Source organism: Pelomonas caseinilytica (assembly GCF_021353235.1).
In the GTDB taxonomy this organism is placed as follows: domain Bacteria; phylum Pseudomonadota; class Gammaproteobacteria; order Burkholderiales; family Burkholderiaceae_C; genus Pelomonas; species Pelomonas caseinilytica.
On sequence record NZ_JAJTWT010000001.1, the window covers coordinates 525,001 to 544,784 of the forward strand.

The window sequence follows — 19,784 nt, forward strand, 5'->3', positions numbered from 1 at the left end:
CCCCGTTCCGCGGGGCGGCAAAACCCTAGGTCTCGCGACCTGTGCGCCGCCTCAGGTCGGCTCGCCGGACTCCTCGGGCAGGCGGCTGAGCATGCGGCTGTGCTCCTCGGGCCGCTGCACGCGGAACCAGGCCGCGTACATGGCCGGCAGGGCCAGCAGCGTCAGCACGGTCGCGACGATGAGGCCGCCCATGATGGCCACGGCCATCGGGCCCCAGAAGACGCTGCGCGACAGCGGGATCATCGCCAGCACCGCCGCCGCCGCCGTCAGCACGATCGGCCGGAACCGCCGCACCGCCGACTCGACGATGGCCGACCAGTCGGGCACCCCGCGGGCGCGGTCCTGCTCGATCTGGTCGATGAGGATGACGGAGTTGCGGATGATCATGCCGTTGAGGGCGATGACGCCCAGCATGGCCACGAAGCCGAAGGGCCGCCCCAGCACCAGCAGCGCTGCGGCCACGCCGGCGATGCCCAGGAAGCCGGTCAGGAAAGCCAGCAGCGAGCGCGAGAAGCTCTGCAGCTGCAGCATCAGCAGCGTGAAGGTGATGAAGAGCATCACCGGCATGCCGACGAAGATGGAGTTCTGCCCCTTGCTGCTCTCCTCCACGGCACCCGCGATCTCGATGCGGTAGCCCGTGGGCATCTGCTTTTGCAGCTCGTCGAGCTTGGGCCAGACCTGCTGGGTCACCGTCGCGCCCTGCAGCCCCTCGACGACGTCGCCCTGCACGGTGACGGCGTAATTGCGGCCCTCGCGCCACATCACGCCGGGTTCCCAGTCGAACTGCACCTTGGCCACCTGGGCCATCGGGATGGTCCGGCCGGAGGTGGTGGGCAGGTTGGCGTTGCCGAAGTCGGTGATGACGGCCCGCTCCTCCAGCGGCTGGCGCAGCACGATGTCGATGAGCTTGTCCGCTTCACGGTACTGGCCGATGACGGTGCCCGACAGCAGCGTGCGCGAGGCCTGGGCCAGCGCCTGGCTGGTGACGCCCAGGGCACGCGCCTTGTCCTGGTCGACCGTCAGGCGCAGGATCTTGACGTTCTCGTTCCAGTTGTCGTTGACGCCCCGCATGTTGGGGTTGGCGCGCAGGATGTCCTTGGCCTTGTCGGCCCATTCGCGCACGACCTTGGGGTCGACGCCGGCGACTCGGAACTGGACCGGATAGGACACCGGCGGGCCGTTGGGCAGCAGCTTGACGCGGCCACGCGCCTCCGGGAATTCCTCGGCCAGCACCGCCGGCAGGCGCTTGCGCAGCTCCTCGCGCGCCCCCAGGTCCTTGGGCAGCAGGATGGATTGCGTGACGTTGGCCTGCGGAAAGATCTGGTCCAGCGGCAGGTAGAAGCGCGGCACGCCCGAGCCGACCCAGCTCGTGACCGTGGCCACGCCGGGCTCCTTCAGCATGCGTGCCTCGAAGCGCTTGGCCAGCGCCTCGGTCTCCTGGATGGTCGAGCCCTCGGGCAGCCACAGGTCGACCATGAGCTCAGGCCGGCTCGAATCAGGGAAGAACTGCTGCTGCACGCGCCCCATGCCGAGCAGGCCGAGGACGAAGACGAGCAGGGTGATGGCCAGCGTCTTCCAGCGGTTTTCCACGCACCAGCGCACCAGGGCGCGGAAGCGGTTGTAGAAAGGCGTGTCGAAGATCTCGTGCACCTCGCCGTCGGCGGCGTGCTTGCTCTTGAGCAGCAGGGCGCCGAGGTAGGGCACGAAGTAGACGGAAACGCACCAGGAGATGACGAGCGACGCCGCCGTCACCGCGAAGATCGCGAAGGTGTATTCGCCCACCGTGGACTGGGCCAGCCCGATGGGCAGGAAGCCCACCGCCGTGATCAGCGTGCCGGTCAGCATGGGCATGGCCGTCACGTCGTAGGCGAAGGTGGCGGCGTGCATCTTGTCGTAGCCCTCTTCGAGCTTGCGCACCATCATCTCGACGGCAATGATGGCGTCGTCCACCAGCAGGCCCAGCGCGATGATGAGCGAGCCCAGCGAGATCTTGTGCAGGCCCACGCCCCAATAGAACATGGTGACGAAGGTGATGGCCAGCACGAGCGGGATGGTGATGGCGACCACCAGGCCGGGCCAGACGTCGATGCGCAGCGGCCTCGTGTGCAGGCCCAGCGAGATGAAGCTGACCGCCAGCACGATGACCACGGCCTCGATCAGCACGTGCACGAACTCGCCCACCGACGTGGCCACGGCCTTGGGCTGGTCCTGGATCTGCTCCAGGTGGATGCCCGCGGGCAGGTCGCGCTCGATGGCCTTGGTGGCCACGCCGAGCGCCTTGCCCATGGCGATGATGTCGCCGCCCTTGGCCATGGACACGCCCAGGGCGAGCACCTCCTTGCCCTGGTGGCGCACCATGGTGGTCGGCGGGTCGACGTAGTCGCGCTTGATGGTGGCGATGTCGCCCAGGCGCATCTGGCTGGCCACGCCCGTCTGCGGATTGACGGCCCGGATGGGCACGTCGGCCAGCGCCTGGGCGGAGGTGAACTGACCCTGTACCCGCACCTGGAAGTTGGCGCTGCCCGCGTTCAGCACGCCGGCACCCTCGACGGCGTTCTGCGCGCCGATCTGGTTGATCACCTGGCCGAAATCCAGGCCGAGCTGCGCCAGGCGCTTCTGCGAGACCTCGATGAAGAGCTTCTCGGGCTGCACGCCGAAGATCTCCACCTTGGCCACGTCCTTGACCTGCAGCAGCGCCTGGCGCACGCGGTCGGCGTGCTCGCGCAGCTCCTCGCGGCTGAAGCCATCGGCCGAGAGCGCGTAGATGGAGCCGTAGACGTCGCCGTACTCGTCGTTGAAGAAAGGCCCCAGCACGCCCTGCGGCAGGTTGCCGCGCATGTCGCCGACCTTCTTGCGCACCTGGTACCAGAGGTCGTTCACGTCCTTGGGCGGCGTGTTCTCCTTGACCTGGAACACCGTCACCGACTCGCCCGGCTTGGTGTAGGAGCGGATCTTGTCGGCGTGGTTGACCTCCTGCAGCGTCTTCTCGATCTTGTCGGTGACCTGGTCGGCCATCTGCTGGGCCGTGGCCCCGGGCCAGAAGGCCTGGATGACCATGGCGCGGAAGGTGAAGGGCGGGTCCTCGTCCTGGCCGAGCTGGAAGTAGGCGGCGAAGCCCATCAGCATCAGCACCACCATCAGGTAGCGCGTCAGCGCGGGATGCTCCAGCGCCCAGCGCGAGACGTTGAATCCGCCGACTTGGGCGTGCTTGGTGATTGGTGAAGTCATGCGCGGCCCCGGCTCAGCGAGAGGCTGCGGGAGCGGGAGGGGCGGCATCCGCGGGGGTCCGCGGCGGCACGTAGCGCTTGACCTTCTGGCCCGGATTGAGCACGTGCACCCCGGCAACCACCACCTCCTGCCCCGGCGCCAGGCCGCCGCCGACGACGACCTCGTTGCCCTCGGCGCCCGCCACCTGCACCGCCACGGGCTTGACCGTCATCGACGGCCCGTCCAGCACCCAGACCGAGGTCTTGCCGCCTTGCTGCAGGACGGCCGCCAGCGGCAGCTTGATGACGCCCGGTTGCTGCGGCAGGTCCAGCACCACGGTGGCGGACTGGCCGAGCTTGACGTCCAGCTTGCCGGCGTCAGCCTTGATCAGGAAGGTCCGCGTGACGGGGTCGGCCGCGGCGGCCACCTCGCGCAGGGTCAATGGGTAGGTCTTGTCGCTGGCCCACAGCCTCACCTTGAGGGCGCCGGGCTGGCTGGCCGCCGCCTTCACGCGCGAAATCTGGTCTTCAGGCACCGAGAAGACGATGTCGCGGGGGCCGTCGAGGGCGACGCGCACCACCGGCGTACCGGCCGCCAGCACCTGGCCCGGCTCCGCGTCGATGCCGGTGACGACGCCGGGGCCGTCCGCCACCAGCTGGGCATAGGCCGCCTGGTTGCCCTGCACGTCGGCCTGGGCGCGCGCCTGCTCCAACTGGGCCTGCGCCGCCTTGAAGGCGGAATCGCGCCGCTCCAGCTCGGCCGCGCTGATGAAGCCCTGGCGCTGCAGGTCGACGAAGCGCTTGTAGTCGGCGCCAGCCTGGTCTCGGTTGGTGCGCGCCGCCATCACGGCGGCACTGGCTGCGGCCTCGGCCAGCTTCAGGTCCTGGGCGTCGATGCGCGCCAGCACCTGGCCGGCCTTGACCGTGTCGCCGAGGTTGACCGCGCGGCTGAGCAGCTTGCCGCTGACGCGAAATGACAGCCGCGATTCGATGCGCGGCTTCACCTCGGCCGCGTACTCGTGGCTGGAGCTCGCCGAGCTGGCACTGAGGACCAGGGTCCGCACCGCCCGCTCGGCTTCGGGCGCCGGCGCCTGTTTGCTGCACCCCGACACCAGAGCCGAAAGCAGGGCCGCCAGCAGCAGGGACGACGCAAGACGCGGAAGATGGGGCATGCAGACCTCGGCAGGGATGGACGGCCGGCTCGAAAATTTAATGACCGGCGGGTCAGTAATGTATTCAGACCCCGTGACAACTGTCAAACCTCACTGACACTTCGGACCTTCCCGCGCCGACTTGAGGACGCAGCTTGAGCGTCGACCACTACGAGAACTTTCCCGTCGCCTCCTGGCTCTGCCCGCCGCGCCTGCGGCCGGCCGTCGTGGCCCTCTACCACTTCGCCCGCACGGCGGACGACCTGGCCGACGAAGGCGACCTGGCGACGCCTCAGCGCGTGCAGGCGCTGCGGGACTACCGCGCCGACCTCGACGCCGTCGTCGCCGGCCGGCAGCCGTCGCCACGCTGGCCCCAGGTCTTCGCGCCGCTGGCACGTGAGATGCACCGCCTGCAGCCGGCCTTGCTGCATGACCTGCTCGACGCCTTCGAGCAGGACCTGACGCCGCCGCGCTACCGCGACCGCGGCCACCTGCTCGACTACTGCCGCCGTTCCGCCAACCCCGTCGGGCGCCTGCTCCTGGGGCTGTACGGCGTGAGCGACGCCGTCTCGCTGCGCCGTTCGGACGCCATCTGCTCCAGCCTTCAGCTCATCAACTTCTGGCAGGACTTCAGCCGCGACGGCCCCCGTGGGCGGCTCTACGTGCCCGAGGCCGACCTGGAGCGCTTCGGCGTCAGCGCCGAAGACGTGCTCGCCTGCCGCGACGGGCCGGCCGCACGGGCATTGGTGCGCGACCTCTGCGACTGGGCCGGCGCGCTGATGCGGGAAGGCGCACCGCTCGCCCTCACGCTGGCCGGCCGCGCGGGCTGGGAGCTGCGCCTGGTCGTGCAAGGCGGCCTGGCCATCCTCGACAAGATCGCCACCCGCGGCCACGACAGTTTCATCCACCGCCCAGCCCTGGGAATGGCCGACGCGCCCCGCCTGGCCTGGCGCGCCCTCACAATGCGGGCCGCACCATGAGCCCCGAGCAATACGTCCAGGACAAAGCCGCCGGCAGCGGCTCGAGCTTCTACTACGCCTTTCTCTTCCTGCCACCGCCGCGGCGGGCCGCGATCACGGCCTTCTACGCCTTCTGTCGGGAGGTGGACGACGTCGTCGACGAGACGCAGGACGCCGGCGTCGCCGCCACCAAGCTGGCCTGGTGGCGCAAGGAGGCCGCCAGCGCCTTCGCCGGCCAGCCCAGCCATCCGGTGATGAAGGCCCTGATGCCCCACGTGGCCGCCTACGACATCCGCCGGGAGCACCTCGACGCCGTCATCGAGGGCTGCGAGATGGACCTGCAGCAGACCCGCTACCTCGACTTCCCCGGCCTGCAGCGTTATTGCCATCTGGTCGCGGGCGTCGTGGGCGAGGTGGCCAGCAGCATCTTCGGCCGCACGCAGCCACAGACGGTGGACTACGCCCACAAGCTCGGCCTGGCGATGCAGCTGACCAACATCATCCGCGACGTCGGCGACGACGCCCGGCGCGGGCGCATCTACCTGCCGGTGAACGAGCTGCAGCAGTTCGGCGTCAAGGCCAGCGAGATCCTGCTGCGCAGCAAACCCTGGGGCTATTCGGACCGCTTCACGGCGCTGATGAAGTTCCAGGCCGAACGCGCCCACCGCCTCTACGACGAGGCCCTGGCCCAGCTGCCCGAGGCGGACCGTGCGGCGCAAAAGCCGGGGCTGATGATGGCCAACATCTACCGCGCCTTGCTGGTGGAGATCGAGCGCGAAGGCTTCCAGGTCCTGCACCAGCGCATCGCGCTGACGCCGCTGCGCAAGCTGTGGATCGCCATGCGCACCAACTGGCGCGGCCGGTGAAGGCGGCCATCGTCGGCGGCGGCTGGGCCGGCATCGCGGCGGCCGTCAGCCTGGCCGATGCGGGTCACGACATTACCGTCTTCGAGATGGCGCCGCAGGCCGGCGGCCGGGCCCGCAGCGTCGCCGGCGACCCCGACTACGACAACGGCCAGCACATCCTCATCGGCGCCTACCGCGACAGCCTGGCGCTGATGCGGCGCCTCGACGTGAGTCCCGAGGCCGTGCTCGAGCGGCTGCCCCTGGCCCTGCCCTACCCCGGCGAGGCGGGGCTGCGCCTGCCGCCGGGGCCGCCCCTGGTGGCCTTCACGCGCGGCGTGCTGGCGCATCGGGGCTGGCCCCTGGCCGCGCGCTTGCGCCTGCTGGCCGCGGCCGGCGGCTGGCTGGCGCGCGGCTTCCGCTGCGACGCGTCGCTGAGCGTCGCCCAGCTCTGCGCCGGCCTGCCCGCGGCGGTGAAGCGCGACCTCGTCGAGCCCCTGTGCGTGGCTGCCCTGAACACGCCGGCGCCGCAGGCCAGCGCCCAGGTCTTCCTGCGCGTGCTGAAAGACGCCCTCTTCAGCGGGCCCGGCAGCGCCGACCTGCTGCTGCCACGCCGCCCGCTGTCCGAGCTGCTCGCCCGCCCCGCCGCGGCCTGGCTGGGCGAACGGCTGCGCACCGGCCGGCGCGTCCAGTGCATCGAGCCGGGTTGGCGCGTGGACGGCGAGCCCTTCGATGCCGTGGTGCTCGCCTGCACCAGCGTCGAGGCCGCGAGGTTGACGGCCGGCATCGCGCCCGGCTGGGCGGCGCTGGCCCGGGCCCTCGCCTTCCAGCCCATCGTCACGGTCTACCTGCACAGCCCCGGCAGCGCCCTGCCCCAGCCCATGCTCGCCCTCCGCGAGGGGCCGGATTCGCCCGCACAGTTCGTCTTCGACCATGGCGCCCTCGGCGGCGCGCCGGGGCGCTTCGCCTTCGTGGTCAGCGGTGCTGCCCCCTGGGTCGAACGCGGCGACTGCGCGCAGGCCGTGCTGGCCCAGGCGCGGCGCGAGCTGGCGTGGGCCACGCCGCCCGTCATCGAGCGGATGCTGACGGAAAAGCGCGCGACCTTCGCCTGCACGCCCGGGCTGGTCCGCCCGCCGGGCCGCATCGCGCCGGGCCTGTGGGCGGCCGGCGACTATGTCGAAGGGCCCTACCCCGCCACGCTCGAAGGCGCCGTCCGCGCCGGCCTCGCGGCCGCTCAGGGCGTGGGCGGCGGGAGCGGGGCGAAAGGCGCCGCAAGCGGCTCGCCCACGAACACGCCCTGCGCCGGCCAGGCGACGCTGTGCCAGTAAGCCTCCAGGGCGCTGACGCCCTGGGCATAGGCCTGGATCAGGGCCTGGGGATGCGGGAACTTCTGGAGGTGGTTGCAGGGCTCGCTGACCGAGCCATAACTCGCCGTCGCGCCGGCATCGATCCAGTCGAGGATGTTCATCTGTACGTCCGCCGGCGGTCTTTCGAGCTGGCCTCCGGCCGACGTCAGGTGGTCGGCCAGGGCGCCGGGCAGCCATTCGCCGCCCAGCGGCCCCGGCACGCGGGCCAGGCCGGTCTCGTACGCCAGGATGCGGCGCATCGGCGGCAGCGCGTCGCTGCGCACCCGGGCCACCTCCAGGCCGGCCACGCCTGGCACGGGGCCGGCCGGCGGGAACAGGCGTTCACGGACGTTGCGGTGCACGTCCGGCGTCGCGGCCAGATAGGCCATGGCCGGCTCGGCGCTGCCGGCAGCCAGCATGTGGTCGGAGGCGATCCCTCGCTCGATCATGGCCATCGCGGCCGGCACGGACCGCGCGGCCAGCTGCATGGCCGGCCTCAGGCCGATGACCAGCCAGGGCCGGGCACCGAAGTAGCTCGTGTAGGGGCTGACGCGAGTGGGCGCGCAGCTGTGCGCGCAGACGTCGGGCTGCAGGCCCTGGGCGAGTGCGCTGGTCAGCGAATTGCACTCCACGGCATAGGGCTGAACCCAGGCCAGCGCCAGGCCGTTGACCGACTCGGGAAGGCGGCTGCGAACGGCCTGGTCGAGGGCCGTGAACTCGTCGCGGCTCAGGCTGGCGCGCAGGGGCAGTTGCACGCGCAGGATGTTGGCCTCCGGGATGCCGCGGCGCCGCGCGTAGTACTCGCCGATGGTGACCGAATAGGGATCGGCCGTGTTGATGACCAGGCCCAGCTCATCGGCCGTGATCCGCCCATAGAGACGCGGCATGCGGCTCCACCGGGCCTCCGGCTGGGCAGGCGCCGAGGCCGGTCCGGCCGCCTGGGCGCCACCCGCCGCCACGGCCAGCAGCAGCGCCGCCAGGGCTTGCCATCTGCTGAACCTAGCTTTCGCCATACAAAACACGGCCAATCTCCTCCACAATGACGGCATGAAATCCAAAGAGGCGCAGCAAACCCCGGCCATCCAGGTCCTGGAGCGGATGTTCGCCCTGCTGGACGTGCTGGCCAGCCACCAGGACCCGGTCTCGCTGAAGGCCCTGTCCGAGGCGACGGGCCTGCACCCCTCGACGGCGCACCGGATTCTCAACGACCTGACCCTGGGCCGATTCGTCGACCGGCCCGAGGCGGGCAGCTACCGGCTGGGCATGCGCATGCTGGAGCTGGGCAACCTCGTCAAGGCACGGCTGGACGTGCGCGACGCCGCCCTGCCGGCCATGCGCGAACTGCACAAGTTCACGCATCAACCGGTCAACCTCTCCGTGCGCCAGGGCGACGAGATCGTCTACATCGAGCGCACCTACTCGGAACGCTCCGGCATGCAGGTCGTGCGCGCCGTGGGTGGCCGCGCGCCGCTGCACCTGACCTCGGTCGGCAAGCTCTTCCTGGCCGGCGACGACAGCTCGCGGGTGCGCGCCTACGCCACCCGCACCGGCCTGGGCGGCCACACCCGCAACAGCCTGACCGACCTCGGCGCACTGGAGCGCGAGTTGGCGACGGTGAGGCAGCGCGGCATCGCGCGGGACGACGAGGAGCTGGAACTCGGCGTGCGCTGCATGGCCGCCGGCATCTACGACGACCAGGCCAAGCTGATCGCCGGCCTGTCCATCTCCGCGCCGGCCGACCGGCTGGAGGAGAGCTGGGTGATCAGACTGAAGGAGACGGCCGCCCAGATCTCGGCGGCCCTGGGCCACCGGACTTGACGGGTCATTCCAAAAAGCAAAACGGCGCCTCGGCGCCGTTTTGCATGGGAAGGGAGTTGACCTCAGAGCTTGCTGGACGCCGTGGCGGCCGGCTCGCCGGGCAGCGTCGCCAGCCACTTGCGCATGCGCTCGGCATCGGCGATCCGCGAGGCCTTGCCGCTCGAATCGAGGAACACCATGATGAGCTGGCGCCCGGCCATGCGGGCCTGCATGACCAGGCATTTGCCGGCCTCGTTGATGAAGCCGGTCTTCTGCAGGCCGATGTCCCACAGCGGGCTGGACAGCAGGCCGTTGGTGGAGCGGAACTGCACCATGCGCTTGCCCAGGGCCACGCGGGCCTCGCGGGAGGTGGACAGGTCGCGCAGCAGCGGGATCTGGCTGGTGACGTTGACGAGGGCGGCCAGGTCCTTGGCGCTGCTCTGGTTGCGACTGGACAGGCCGGTGGGTTCGACGTAGTGGGTGTCGGCCATGCCGAGGGCCTGGGCCTTGGCATTCATGGCCGCGACGAAGGCCGTCAGGCCGCCCGGGTAGTTGCGGCCCAGTGCATGCGCGGCGCGGTTCTCGCTCGACATCAGCGCCAGGTGCAGCATTTCGCCGCGGGTCAGCGTGGTGCCGACGGCCAGGCGCGAATGGGTGAACTTCTCGGTGTCGACGTCCTCGTCGGTCACGGTGATCTTCTCGTCGAGGGACAGGCCGGCCTCGACGACGACCAGGGCCGTCATCAGCTTGGTGATGGAGGCGATGGGCAGCACGGCCTGGGGGTTCTTGGAGAAGAGCACCTCGTTGGTGTCTTGGTCGAGCACGTAGGCGACGCTGGACTTCAGCGAGAGCGGATCGTCCACCTCGTGCAGGCCGGCCACCTGGCCGAAGGTCGCCACGGGCGGCACGGCCGCGACCGTCTTGCGCAGCACGACGGACTTGACCTTGCGGGTCGGTACGGGTTTGGACTTGTTGGCGGCGGCGCAGGCCGCATCGGGCAGGCCGGCCAACAGGCTGAGACTCAGGAAAGCGGCGGCAAAAGTCTTCAACGGTGTCCCCAAACAGCAGGGCGGCAGTGTAAGTGACGCCAAAAACACTGACAAGATAAGAACTTAAGCGGGATACCTCAAGTGAACTCTTGCCCTTGTTCTAGGGAAGTCACCGTAGGTCCGCCGTCGGCTCCGGGTCGCTTCGCAGCTGGCTTCAAACGAACGCAAGTAGGCCTCGGCTGACACGGCGGCGGTATCAGGTCGGCCCCGCATGCCAAGAACGCCGGTCGACCGCCCCGCACGCTGCCCGCGGATGGCCACGACAGCGATTCTGCGGGCGCAGACCCGGGAGGCGGCCCCGAGCAGCGGGGCCTTTGCGCGCCAGATTGCACGCGGCGGCGTAACGGTCGGCCCAGGCGTGACACGGTTCACGGCCGTTACACCGGCCCGCGCGCCGGCATCAGCCTTGGGCGGCGACCCGCTCGTTCTTGCTCTGCAGCTTGTTCAGCGCGCTCAGGTAGGCCTTGGCGGAGGCGACGATGATGTCCGGGTCCGCCCCCACGCCGTTGACGACGCGGCCACTGTGCTGCAGCCGCACCGTCACCTCGCCCTGAGACTCGGTGCTGCCGCCGGTGATGGCGTTGACGGAGTACAGCACCATCTCGGCGCCGGACTGCACCACGGACTCGATGGCCCGCAGCGTCGCATCGACCGGGCCGTTGCCGTCGCTCTCGGCGCGGTGTTCCTGGTGGCCGACCGAGAAGACGATGGCGGCGTGCGGCCGCTCCCCGGTCTCGGAGCGCTGGGCCAGCGACAGCAGCCGGTAGTGCTCCTCGTCGGCGATGACCGACTCGTCCATGACGAGGGCGATGATGTCTTCGTCGAAGATTTCGTTTTTGCGGTCGGCCAGGTCCTTGAAGCGCTGGAAGGCGGCATTGACCTCGGCCTCACTGTCCAGCTCGATGCCCAGCTCCTGCAGGCGCTGCTTGAAGGCGTTGCGGCCCGACAGCTTGCCCAGCACGATCTTGTTGGCGGCCCAGCCGACGTCCTCGGCCCGCATGATCTCGTAGGTGTCGCGGGCCTTGAGCACGCCGTCCTGGTGGATGCCGGAGGCATGGGCGAATGCATTGGCGCCGACGACGGCCTTGTTGGGCTGCACGACGAAGCCCGTGGTCTGGGAGACCAGCTTGGAGGCGGGCACGATCTGCGAGGTCTCGATGCCGACGTCCAGGCCGAAGTAGTCGCGCCGCGTCTTCACGGCCATGACGACCTCCTCGAGCGAGCAATTGCCGGCGCGCTCACCCAGGCCGTTGATGGTGCACTCGATCTGCCGTGCGCCGCCCAGCTTCACGCCGGCCAGCGAATTGGCCACCGCCATGCCGAGGTCGTTGTGGCAGTGCACGCTCCAGATCGCCTTGTCGGAGTTGGGCACCTTCTCGCGCAGCCGGCGGATGAAGTCGCCGTAGAGCTCCGGGATGGCATAGCCGACGGTGTCGGGGATGTTGATGGTGCCGGCGCCCTCCTTGATGACGGCCTCGCAGACGCGGGCCAGGAAGTCGATGTCGGAGCGGTAGCCGTCCTCCGGCGAGAACTCGATGTCGCCGCAGAGGTTGCGGCCGAAGCGCACGGCCAGCGTGGCCTGCTCCAGCACCTGCTCGCGCGTCATCCGCAGCTTCTTCTCCATGTGGAGCTCGCTGGTGGCGATGAAGGTGTGGATGCGCGCGCGCTGGGCGCCGGCCAGGGCCTCGGCGGCGCGCGAGATGTCGCGGTCGTTGGCCCGGGCCAGCGAGCAGATGGTGCTGTCCCGAACCGCGGCGGCGATGGCCTTGACGGCCTCGAAGTCGCCATTGCTGGAGGCCGCGAAGCCGGCCTCGATGACGTCCACCTTCATCCGCTCCAGCTGGCGGGCGATGCGCAGCTTTTCCTCGCGCGTCATGGAGGCGCCGGGCGATTGCTCGCCGTCGCGCAAGGTGGTGTCGAAGATGATCAGCTGGTCACTCATGGGTCTGTTCCTGCTTGTGAGGCATCGCGAAAGCCGGGCTGCGGCGCAGGCCGGAGAGGATGGCCTGCATGGAAGCGCGCACGATGCTGCCATCGATGCCGACACCATGCCGGGTCTCGTCGCCGACGCGCAACTCCAGATAGGCCACGGCACGGGCGTCGGCACCGCTGCCGATGGCGTGCTCGTGATAGTCCAGCACGCGGATGGGCGTGCCGGCGCGGGCGCTGAGGGCGTTGACGAAGGCGTCGATGGGGCCATTGCCCTCGCCCTGCACGCGGCCCATCCAGCCGCCCAGCACCACTTCGGCGGCAACGCGCATCGCGCCACCGCCCACTTCGGTCATCTGCGGCTGCAGCACGGCCGTGCCGGCATCGCCGAGGGCGTATTCGCGCTCGAAGATGGCGTGGATGTCGGCTGCGCTGAGTTCCTTGCCCATGTCGTCCATGACGGCCTGCACGACCTGGCTGAACTCGATCTGCAGGCGGCGCGGCAGCTCCAGGCCGTATTCGGTCTCCAGCAGGTAGGCGATGCCGCCCTTGCCGGACTGGCTGTTCACGCGGATCACGGCGTCATAGCTGCGGCCGAGGTCTTTGGGGTCGACCGGCAGATAGGGCATGTCCCAGACGTCGCCGTCCCTGCGGGCGGCGAAGGCCTTCTTGATGGCGTCCTGGTGGGAGCCGGAGAAGGAGGTGTACACGAGATCGCCCACGTAGGGATGGCGTGGGTGGACCGGGATCTGCGTGCAGTGCTCGACGCAGCGGCGCACCTCGTCGATGTCCGAGAAGTCCAGCTGCGGGTCCACACCCTGGGTGTAGAGGTTGAGTGCGATGTTGACGAGGTCGACGTTGCCGGTGCGCTCGCCGTTGCCGAACAGGCAGCCTTCGATGCGCTCGGCGCCGGCCATCAGGGCCAGCTCGCCGGCGGCCGTGCCGGTGCCGCGGTCGTTGTGGGGGTGGACGGACAGGATGATGCTGTCACGGCGATCGAGGTGGCGGTGCATCCACTCGATCATGTCGGCGAAGACGTTGGGCGTGCTGTGCTCGACGGTGGAGGGCAGGTTGATGATGCACTTGCGGTCCGGCGTCGGCGCCCAGACCTCGGTCACCGCATCCACCACGCGCTTGCTGAAGGCCAGCTCCGTGCCGGAGAACATCTCGGGCGAATATTCGAAACGCCAGTCGGTGCCCGGACGCGCCGCGGCGAGTGCCTTGATCTGGCGGGCATGCGAGGCAGCCAGCTCGACAATGCCGTCTTCGTCGGTGCCGAGCACGACGCGGCGCATGATGGGCGCGACGGCGTTGTAGACGTGCACGACGACCCGCCGCGCGCCATCGAGGGCCTCGAAAGTGCGCTCGATCAGGTGGGCACGCGCCTGCGTCAGAACCTGGATGGTGACGTCGTCGGGAATATGGCCGCCCTCGATGAGCAGCCGGACGAAGTCGAACTCGGTCTGCGACGCGGAAGGGAAGCCGACCTCGATCTCCTTGAAGCCGATCTTCACGAGCTGCTGGAACATTCGCAGCTTGCGGGCGATGTCCATCGGCTCGATGAGGGCCTGGTTGCCGTCGCGCAGGTCGGTGCTCAGCCAGATCGGCGCACGGGTGAGCACGGCGTCGGGCCAGCGACGGTCGGGCAAGGCGATGGGCGCGAAGGCGCGGTACTTCTGCTGCGGTTGCTTCAACATGGTTTCCATCCGAAGAGGTGGCACAACCGACAGCCTTTGAAAACGCGAACGGCCCGCTGCGGTTGCATACGGGCCGTTGGGGTCAGGTGGAGCGTGTAGGCGTGACTGACTAGCGAACCCGTGGTTCCTCCAGGGCTAGTAGCAGGCTGATCGAGTGCACGCTTTGCATGGGACGCGAATCTAGCATGAATGGCTACTGATGCAAGCCGCGCTCGTCGGGCTCGTCGGTGCTCGTCGAGATGACGCTGACCGGCTTGCCCTTGGCCTTGCGCCAGCCGTAGATGGCATAGCCCGACAGGCCGTAGACGCAGAAGACGCCGAAGAGAACGCGCGAGGGATCGAGTGCCGCCAGGCCGATGCCCAGCATGATCACGACCAGCACCACGAAGGGCACGGAGCGCCGCCGGTCGAAGACTTTGAAGCTGTAGAAGGGCGCATTCGTCACCATCGAAAGCCCGGCGAACAGCGTGATGCCGTAGGCCGCCCAGGCGACCCAACTGCCCGGCTGCACGCCGGTGTAGCTGGCCTGGTCGACCACCGCCCAGATCAGGCCGATGACCAGCGCCGCCGCGGCCGGGCTGGGCAGGCCCTGGAAATAGCGCTTGTCCACCACGCCGATGTTGACGTTGAAGCGCGCCAGGCGCAGCGCCGCCCCGGCGATGTAGACGAAGGCCGGGATCCAGCCCGGCTTGCCCATGTCCTTGAGGGCCCACATGTAGACGATGAGGGCCGGCGCGGCGCCGAAGGCCACCATGTCGGACAGGCTGTCCATCTGCTCGCCGAAGGCCGACTGGGTGTTGGTCATGCGCGCGACCCGGCCGTCCAGGCTGTCGAGCACGGCGGCGGCGAAGATGGCCACGCAGGCCACCTCGAAGCGGCCGTTCATGGCCATGACGATGGCGTAGAAGGCGCTGAACAGCGCGCCCAGGGTGATGGCATTGGGCAGGGCGTAGATGCCCTTGCGGCGGGGACGGACGGCGATGCTGGGCTCGTCGTCCTCGATGGGATCGGGAGTCATGGGGCGGCAGGATAGCGCAGGGGGCCTGCTGACAGGTCCGGACGATGGCAGGCCTAGTCCACTGCGTCGGGGAAATGACACCCCCGCCGGGGCGTAAAGGCAGGCAGGCAAGGCGCGAGGAGGCCGTGGGTCGGGACCCACAACGACGAGCAACGCTGAATGCCTGCCTTTACGCCCCGGCCCGCAGGGTGAGGTCCCAAGCCGGCCCACTCGGCGTTGCTCGGCCTCGCCGGGGCCCGACCCCGGCTGCGCCTCGCGCCTTGATTGGGCCGGCTTGGGACCTCACGGGGGTGCCATTTCCCCGACGCAGTGGCCTAGGATGCGCAGCTCGCTGGAGTCCACGCATGAAGCTGATCGAAATCCGCACCTACAAGCTCAAGCCCGGCTGCGCCGAGCGTTTCGTCGCTGCCGTGCGCACGGCCCTGCCCCTCGTGCGGGCCAGCGGCATGGACGTCGTCGCCTTCGGCCGCTCCGACCACGAGCATGAGAGCTTCTACCTGATCCGTGCCTATGACAGCCGCGAGCAGCTCATCGCGCAGCAGGAAGCCTTCTACGGCTCCGCCACCTGGAAGCAGGGCCCGCGGGCCGAACTGGTCGACTGTCTGGACGACTACCTGAACACCCTGCTGTGGCTGCCGCCCGATGCCGTCGAGGCGCTGCGCGCCCACAATGGGCTCGCATGAACCCGCTCGAACGCTTCGTCCAGGCGCAGGACGGCGTGCATGAACAGGCGCTGGGAGAGTTGAAGGCCGGACGCAAGACCGGCCACTGGATGTGGTTCGTGCTACCCCAGCTGCGCGGCCTCGGCCGCAGCTCCACGGCCCAGCACTACGGCATCGCCGATCGCGCCGAAGCCGAGGCCTACCTCGCCCATCCCCTGCTGGGCGAGCGGCTGCGCGGCTGCGTGCAGGCGATGCTGGCCCACCGGGGGCGTTCGGCCGAAAGCATCCTGGGCGAGGTCGACGCGCTCAAGCTCCGGTCCTGCCTGACGCTGTTCGATGCCGTCAGCCCGTCACCGGTGAACATCTTCCGCGAGGCGCTGGACGCCTTCTACGGCGGGCAGCCCGACGCGACGACGCTGGCTCTGCTCCACTAGCGAAAAAAGGGCCGGCGCCTCACGGCACCGGCCCTCGTGGACCGTGGAGGACAGGGCCTCAGTTCTTGGCCTTGTCGACCAGCTTGTTGGCCTTGATCCAGGGCATCATCTCGCGCAGCTTCTCGCCGACCTGCTCGATGGGGTGCTCGGCCGTCAGGCGGCGGCGGCTGATCAGCGTCGGCGCGCCGGCCTTGTTCTCGAGGATGAAGGACTTGGCGTATTCGCCGGTCTGGATGTCCTTCAGGGCCTGGCGCATGGCGTTCTTGGTGGCCTCGGTCACGACCTTGGGCCCGGTCACGTACTCGCCGTACTCGGCGTTGTTCGAGATCGAGTAGTTCATGTTGGCGATGCCGCCTTCGTAGATCAGGTCCACGATGAGCTTGAGCTCGTGCAGGCACTCGAAGTAGGCCATCTCGGGGGCGTAGCCGGCTTCCGTCAGCGTCTCGAAGCCCGCCTTGATCAGCTCGACGGCGCCACCGCAGAGCACGGCCTGCTCGCCGAAGAGGTCGGTCTCGGTCTCTTCGCGGAAGGAGGTCTGGATGATGCCGGCCTTGCCGCCGCCGTTGGCCGCGGCATAGCTCAGCGCCAGGTCACGCGCCTTGCCGGTCTTGTCGGCATAGACGGCGATCAGGTGGGGCACGCCGCCGCCCTGCTTGTAGGTGTTGCGCACCGTATGGCCGGGAGCCTTGGGGGCGACCATCCAGACGTCGAGGTCCTCGCGCGGCTGGACCTGGCCGTAGTGCACGTTGAAGCCGTGGGCGAAGGCCAGCGACGCGCCCTGCTTGATGTTGGGCTCGACTTCCTTCTTGTAGACGTCGGCGATCTGCTCGTCGGGCAGCAGGATCATCACCACGTCGGCCGACTTCACGGCCTCGGCGATCTCGGCGACCTTCAGGCCCGCGCCTTCGGCCTTGCTCCAGGAGGCGCCGCCGCGGCGCAGGGCGACGGTGACCTTGCAGCCGCTGTCGTTGAGGTTCTGCGCGTGGGCATGGCCTTGTGAGCCGTAGCCGATGATGGTGACGTTCTTGCCCTTGATGAGGCTCAGATCGGCGTCTTTGTCGTAGTAAACGTTCATGGTTCGCTCCAGGGAAGAAGGTCCGGTCAGACCCGAAGAATGCGTTCGCCGCGGCCGATGCCCGAGGCACCGGTGCGCACGGTTTCGAGGATGGACGCGCGGTCGATGGCGTCGATGAAGGCGTCGAGCTTGCTGGCGTCGCCGGTCAGCTCGATGGTGTAGGTCTTCTCGGTCACGTCGATGATGCGGCCGCGGAAGATGTCGGCGGTGCGCTTGATCTCCTCGCGCTCCTTGCCGACCGCCCTCACCTTGATGAGCATCAGTTCGCGCTCGGTGTAGTTGCCCTCGGTGAGGTCGACGACCTTGACGACCTCGATGAGGCGGTTGAGGTGCTTGGTGATCTGCTCGATGACCTCGTCGCTGCCGGTCGTCACGATGGTCATGCGCGACAGCGAGGCGTCCTCGGTGGGCGCGACGGTCAGGCTCTCGATGTTGTAGCCCCGGGCCGAGAACAGGGCCACGACGCGCGACAGCGCCCCCGGCTCGTTCTCGATGAGCAAAGCGATGATGTGTCTCATGGGATGTCGTCCTTCGCGCTCTTCAGCGACCGTGGCGGTAACCACGGCACCTTGGCGGCGGGTTCGAATCGTTGAAGAAAGGGCTGCCTTCGTCGGCTGCGTCCGGCATCCGCCGCCAGCCTCGGCGAGGGAGGTAACCCTCGCCAGGACCGACGGCTTCAGCCGTTCACAGGTCTTCCGAGCCCAGCAGCATTTCCGAAATGCCCTTGCCCGCCTTGACCATGGGCCAGACGTTCTCGGTCGGATCGGTGCGGATGTCGAGGAAGACGGTGCGGTCCTTCAGGCGCATCGCTTCCTTCAGCGCGCCTTCCACGTCGCTCGGCTTCTCGACCAGCAGGCCGACGTGGCCATAGGCCTCGGCCAGCTTCACGAAGTTGGGCAGCGCGTCCATGTAGCTGTGCGAATAGCGACCCTCGTAGTCGAGCTCCTGCCACTGGCGCACCATGCCGAGGTAGCGGTTGTTCAGCGAGACGATCTTGACGGGCGTCTTGTACTGCAGGCAGGTCGACAGCTCCTGGATGCACATCTGGATGCTGCCTTCGCCCGTGATGCAGAACACGTCCGACTCGGGCCGGGCCAGCTTGATGCCCATGGCGTACGGCAGGCCCACGCCCATGGTGCCCAGGCCGCCGGAGTTGATCCAGCGGCGCGGTTCGTCGAACTTGTAGAACTGCGCGGCCCACATCTGGTGCTGGCCGACGTCGGACGTGATGTACGTGTCGCGGCCGCGGGTCAGCTTCCAGAGGGTGTCGACCACCATCTGCGGCTTGATGACCTCGTCCGAGCCCTTGTAGGCCAGGCAGTCTCGGCGGCGCCAGTCGTTGATCTGGCTCCACCAGGCGTTGACGGCGTTGGCGTCGGGCTTGGCCTGGGCCTCCTTCAGCTGGGCGATCAGCTCCTGCAGCACGTCCTTCACGTCGCCGACGATGGGGATGTCGACCCGCACCCGCTTGGAGATCGACGAGGGGTCGATGTCGACGTGGATGATCTTGCGCTCGACCTGGGCGAAGTGCTTCGGGTTGCCGATGACGCGGTCGTCGAAGCGCGCGCCGACGGCCAGCAGCACGTCGCAGTGCTGCATGGTCATGTTGGCCTCGTAGGTGCCGTGCATGCCCAGCATGCCGAGGAAGCGCGGGTCGGTGCCGGGCATGGCGCCCAGGCCCATCAGCGTGTTGGTGCAGGGGTAGCCCAGCAGGTCGACGAGTTCGCGCAGTTCCTGCGTCGCTTCGCCGAGGATGACGCCGCCGCCGGTGTAGATGTAGGGCCGCTTGGCCTGCAGCAGCAGCTGCACGGCCTTGCGGATCTGGCCGCTGTGGCCCTTGCGCACCGGGTTGTAGGAGCGCATCTCGATGCGGTCCGGATAGCTGAACGTCGTCTTGGCGAGGGACACGTCCTTGGGGATGTCCACGACCACCGGACCCGGGCGGCCGGTGCGGGCGATGTGGAAGGCCTTCTTGAGCGTCACGGCCAGGTCGCGCACGTCCTTCACCAGGAAGTTGTGCTTGACGATGGGCCGGGTGATGCCTACGGTGTCGCACTCCTGAAAGGCATCCAGGCCGATGGCCGGCGTCGGCACCTGGCCCGAGATGATCACCATCGGGATGGAGTCCATGTAGGCGGTGGCGATGCCGGTGACGGCATTCGTCACGCCCGGACCCGAAGTGACCAGCGCCACGCCGACCTCGCCGGTCGCCCGGGCGAAGCCGTCGGCTGCATGGACGGCGGCCTGCTCATGCCGCACCAGCACGTGCTGGATGCTGTCCTGCTTGTAGAGGGCGTCGTAGATGTAGAGCACCGCGCCCCCGGGATAACCCCAGAGATGGCGCACCCCTTCGGCCTGGAGGCAGCGAACGAGGATCTCGGAGCCATTGAGCTCCGCGGTGGTGGTGGAGGGGGAAGAGGAATTCGGCTGCGCCTGGGTGGCGCGTTTGATTTCCGCGGCAGACATGTCCATTTTCGAACCTCTGTGAATTTCTCTGACGAAAAACCATCGGTGCTCCTACTCGCGCCCTCGTGAGGCGGACTCGGAGCCTGCGCGGTCAGAACAGATGGGGCCCCAGTCGGGCGGCCACTGAGAGACCAGACTCTTTGTGCGAAGCCG

Annotated in this window: 16 protein-coding genes; 6 read left to right on the forward strand and 10 right to left on the reverse strand. The window is 68.8% G+C overall.

Translation table 11 applies throughout. The annotated features are described in order from the left end of the window. Positions 1 to 51: 51 nt before the first annotated feature. Positions 52 to 3,228, reverse strand: a complete 3,177-nt coding sequence (locus LXT12_RS02455) for an efflux RND transporter permease subunit (RefSeq protein WP_233389097.1) — start codon at positions 3,226 to 3,228, stop codon at positions 52 to 54. 13 nt (positions 3,229 to 3,241) lie between these two features. Next, positions 3,242 to 4,378: an efflux RND transporter periplasmic adaptor subunit gene (locus LXT12_RS02460; protein WP_233389099.1), complete on the reverse strand. Its 1,137-nt coding sequence runs from the start codon at positions 4,376 to 4,378 to the stop codon at positions 3,242 to 3,244. 134 nt (positions 4,379 to 4,512) lie between these two features. Between LXT12_RS02460 and hpnC the strand changes: the two genes are divergently transcribed. From hpnC to hpnE, 3 genes are read left to right on the forward strand one after another with little or no spacing between them, the layout of a single operon-like run. After that, positions 4,513 to 5,337 (forward strand): squalene synthase HpnC, encoded by an 825-nt coding sequence (gene hpnC, locus LXT12_RS02465; protein ID WP_233389101.1) that lies wholly within the window; start codon positions 4,513 to 4,515, stop codon positions 5,335 to 5,337. Beyond that, positions 5,334 to 6,182 carry a presqualene diphosphate synthase HpnD gene (gene hpnD / locus LXT12_RS02470; RefSeq protein ID WP_233389104.1) on the forward strand — a complete coding sequence of 283 codons (849 nt, stop codon included), beginning with the start codon at positions 5,334 to 5,336 and terminating at the stop codon, positions 6,180 to 6,182. Before hpnC ends, hpnD begins: the two co-directional genes overlap by 4 nt. Further along, complete coding sequence (gene hpnE / locus LXT12_RS02475) at positions 6,146 to 7,486, forward strand: hydroxysqualene dehydroxylase HpnE (RefSeq protein ID WP_233389105.1); 1,341 nt, start codon at positions 6,146 to 6,148, stop codon at positions 7,484 to 7,486. The genes hpnD and hpnE overlap by 37 nt, the downstream gene beginning before the upstream one ends. Here the strand turns inward: hpnE and LXT12_RS02480 are convergent. Then, positions 7,393 to 8,517 (reverse strand): TIGR03790 family protein, encoded by a 1,125-nt coding sequence (locus tag LXT12_RS02480; protein WP_233389107.1) that lies wholly within the window; start codon positions 8,515 to 8,517, stop codon positions 7,393 to 7,395. The two genes, hpnE and LXT12_RS02480, sit on opposite strands and share 94 nt — an antisense overlap. Before the next feature lie 34 nt (positions 8,518 to 8,551). On the opposite strand from LXT12_RS02480, the gene LXT12_RS02485 reads away from it, so the two are divergent. Then, a complete protein-coding gene (locus LXT12_RS02485; RefSeq protein ID WP_233389109.1) occupies positions 8,552 to 9,322 on the forward strand; it encodes an IclR family transcriptional regulator in 771 nt (256 codons plus the stop codon). A gap of 62 nt (positions 9,323 to 9,384) precedes the next feature. Here the strand turns inward: LXT12_RS02485 and pbpG are convergent, their stop codons facing one another. The 4 genes from pbpG to pssA all read right to left on the reverse strand — a co-directional run bounded on the left by pbpG (position 9,385) and on the right by pssA (position 14,994). Then, a complete protein-coding gene (gene pbpG, locus LXT12_RS02490; protein WP_233389111.1) occupies positions 9,385 to 10,350 on the reverse strand; it encodes a D-alanyl-D-alanine endopeptidase in 966 nt (321 codons plus the stop codon). 400 nt (positions 10,351 to 10,750) lie between these two features. After that, positions 10,751 to 12,292 carry a 2-isopropylmalate synthase gene (locus LXT12_RS02495; RefSeq protein ID WP_233389113.1) on the reverse strand — a complete coding sequence of 514 codons (1,542 nt, stop codon included), beginning with the start codon at positions 12,290 to 12,292 and terminating at the stop codon, positions 10,751 to 10,753. Further along, entirely contained in the window at positions 12,285 to 13,976 is a 1,692-nt protein-coding gene (leuA, locus tag LXT12_RS02500; RefSeq protein ID WP_233389114.1) for a 2-isopropylmalate synthase, read from the reverse strand. Before leuA ends, LXT12_RS02495 begins: the two co-directional genes overlap by 8 nt. Before the next feature lie 193 nt (positions 13,977 to 14,169). Beyond that, positions 14,170 to 14,994, reverse strand: a complete 825-nt coding sequence (pssA, locus tag LXT12_RS02505) for a CDP-diacylglycerol--serine O-phosphatidyltransferase (protein ID WP_233389116.1) — start codon at positions 14,992 to 14,994, stop codon at positions 14,170 to 14,172. 344 nt (positions 14,995 to 15,338) lie between these two features. Here pssA and LXT12_RS02510 point away from each other — a divergent pair, with 344 nt between their 5' ends. Both LXT12_RS02510 and LXT12_RS02515 read left to right on the forward strand, forming a co-directional pair. Beyond that, positions 15,339 to 15,677: an NIPSNAP family protein gene (locus LXT12_RS02510; RefSeq protein ID WP_233389118.1), complete on the forward strand. Its 339-nt coding sequence runs from the start codon at positions 15,339 to 15,341 to the stop codon at positions 15,675 to 15,677. Continuing rightward, a complete protein-coding gene (locus tag LXT12_RS02515) occupies positions 15,674 to 16,090 on the forward strand; it encodes a DUF1810 domain-containing protein (RefSeq protein ID WP_233389120.1) in 417 nt (138 codons plus the stop codon). The genes LXT12_RS02510 and LXT12_RS02515 overlap by 4 nt, the downstream gene beginning before the upstream one ends. A 58-nt stretch (positions 16,091 to 16,148) precedes the next feature. Here the strand turns inward: LXT12_RS02515 and ilvC are convergent, their stop codons facing one another. From ilvC to LXT12_RS02530, 3 genes are all read right to left on the reverse strand, one after another. Further along, positions 16,149 to 17,165 (reverse strand): ketol-acid reductoisomerase, encoded by a 1,017-nt coding sequence (ilvC, locus tag LXT12_RS02520; RefSeq protein ID WP_233389122.1) that lies wholly within the window; start codon positions 17,163 to 17,165, stop codon positions 16,149 to 16,151. Positions 17,166 to 17,191: 26 nt separating this feature from the next. Continuing rightward, on the reverse strand, positions 17,192 to 17,683 hold the full coding sequence (ilvN, locus tag LXT12_RS02525; protein WP_233389124.1) for an acetolactate synthase small subunit: 492 nt from the start codon (positions 17,681 to 17,683) through the stop codon (positions 17,192 to 17,194). A gap of 166 nt (positions 17,684 to 17,849) precedes the next feature. Beyond that, positions 17,850 to 19,637, reverse strand: a complete 1,788-nt coding sequence (locus tag LXT12_RS02530) for an acetolactate synthase 3 catalytic subunit (protein ID WP_233389126.1) — start codon at positions 19,635 to 19,637, stop codon at positions 17,850 to 17,852. Positions 19,638 to 19,784: the final 147 nt, after the last annotated feature.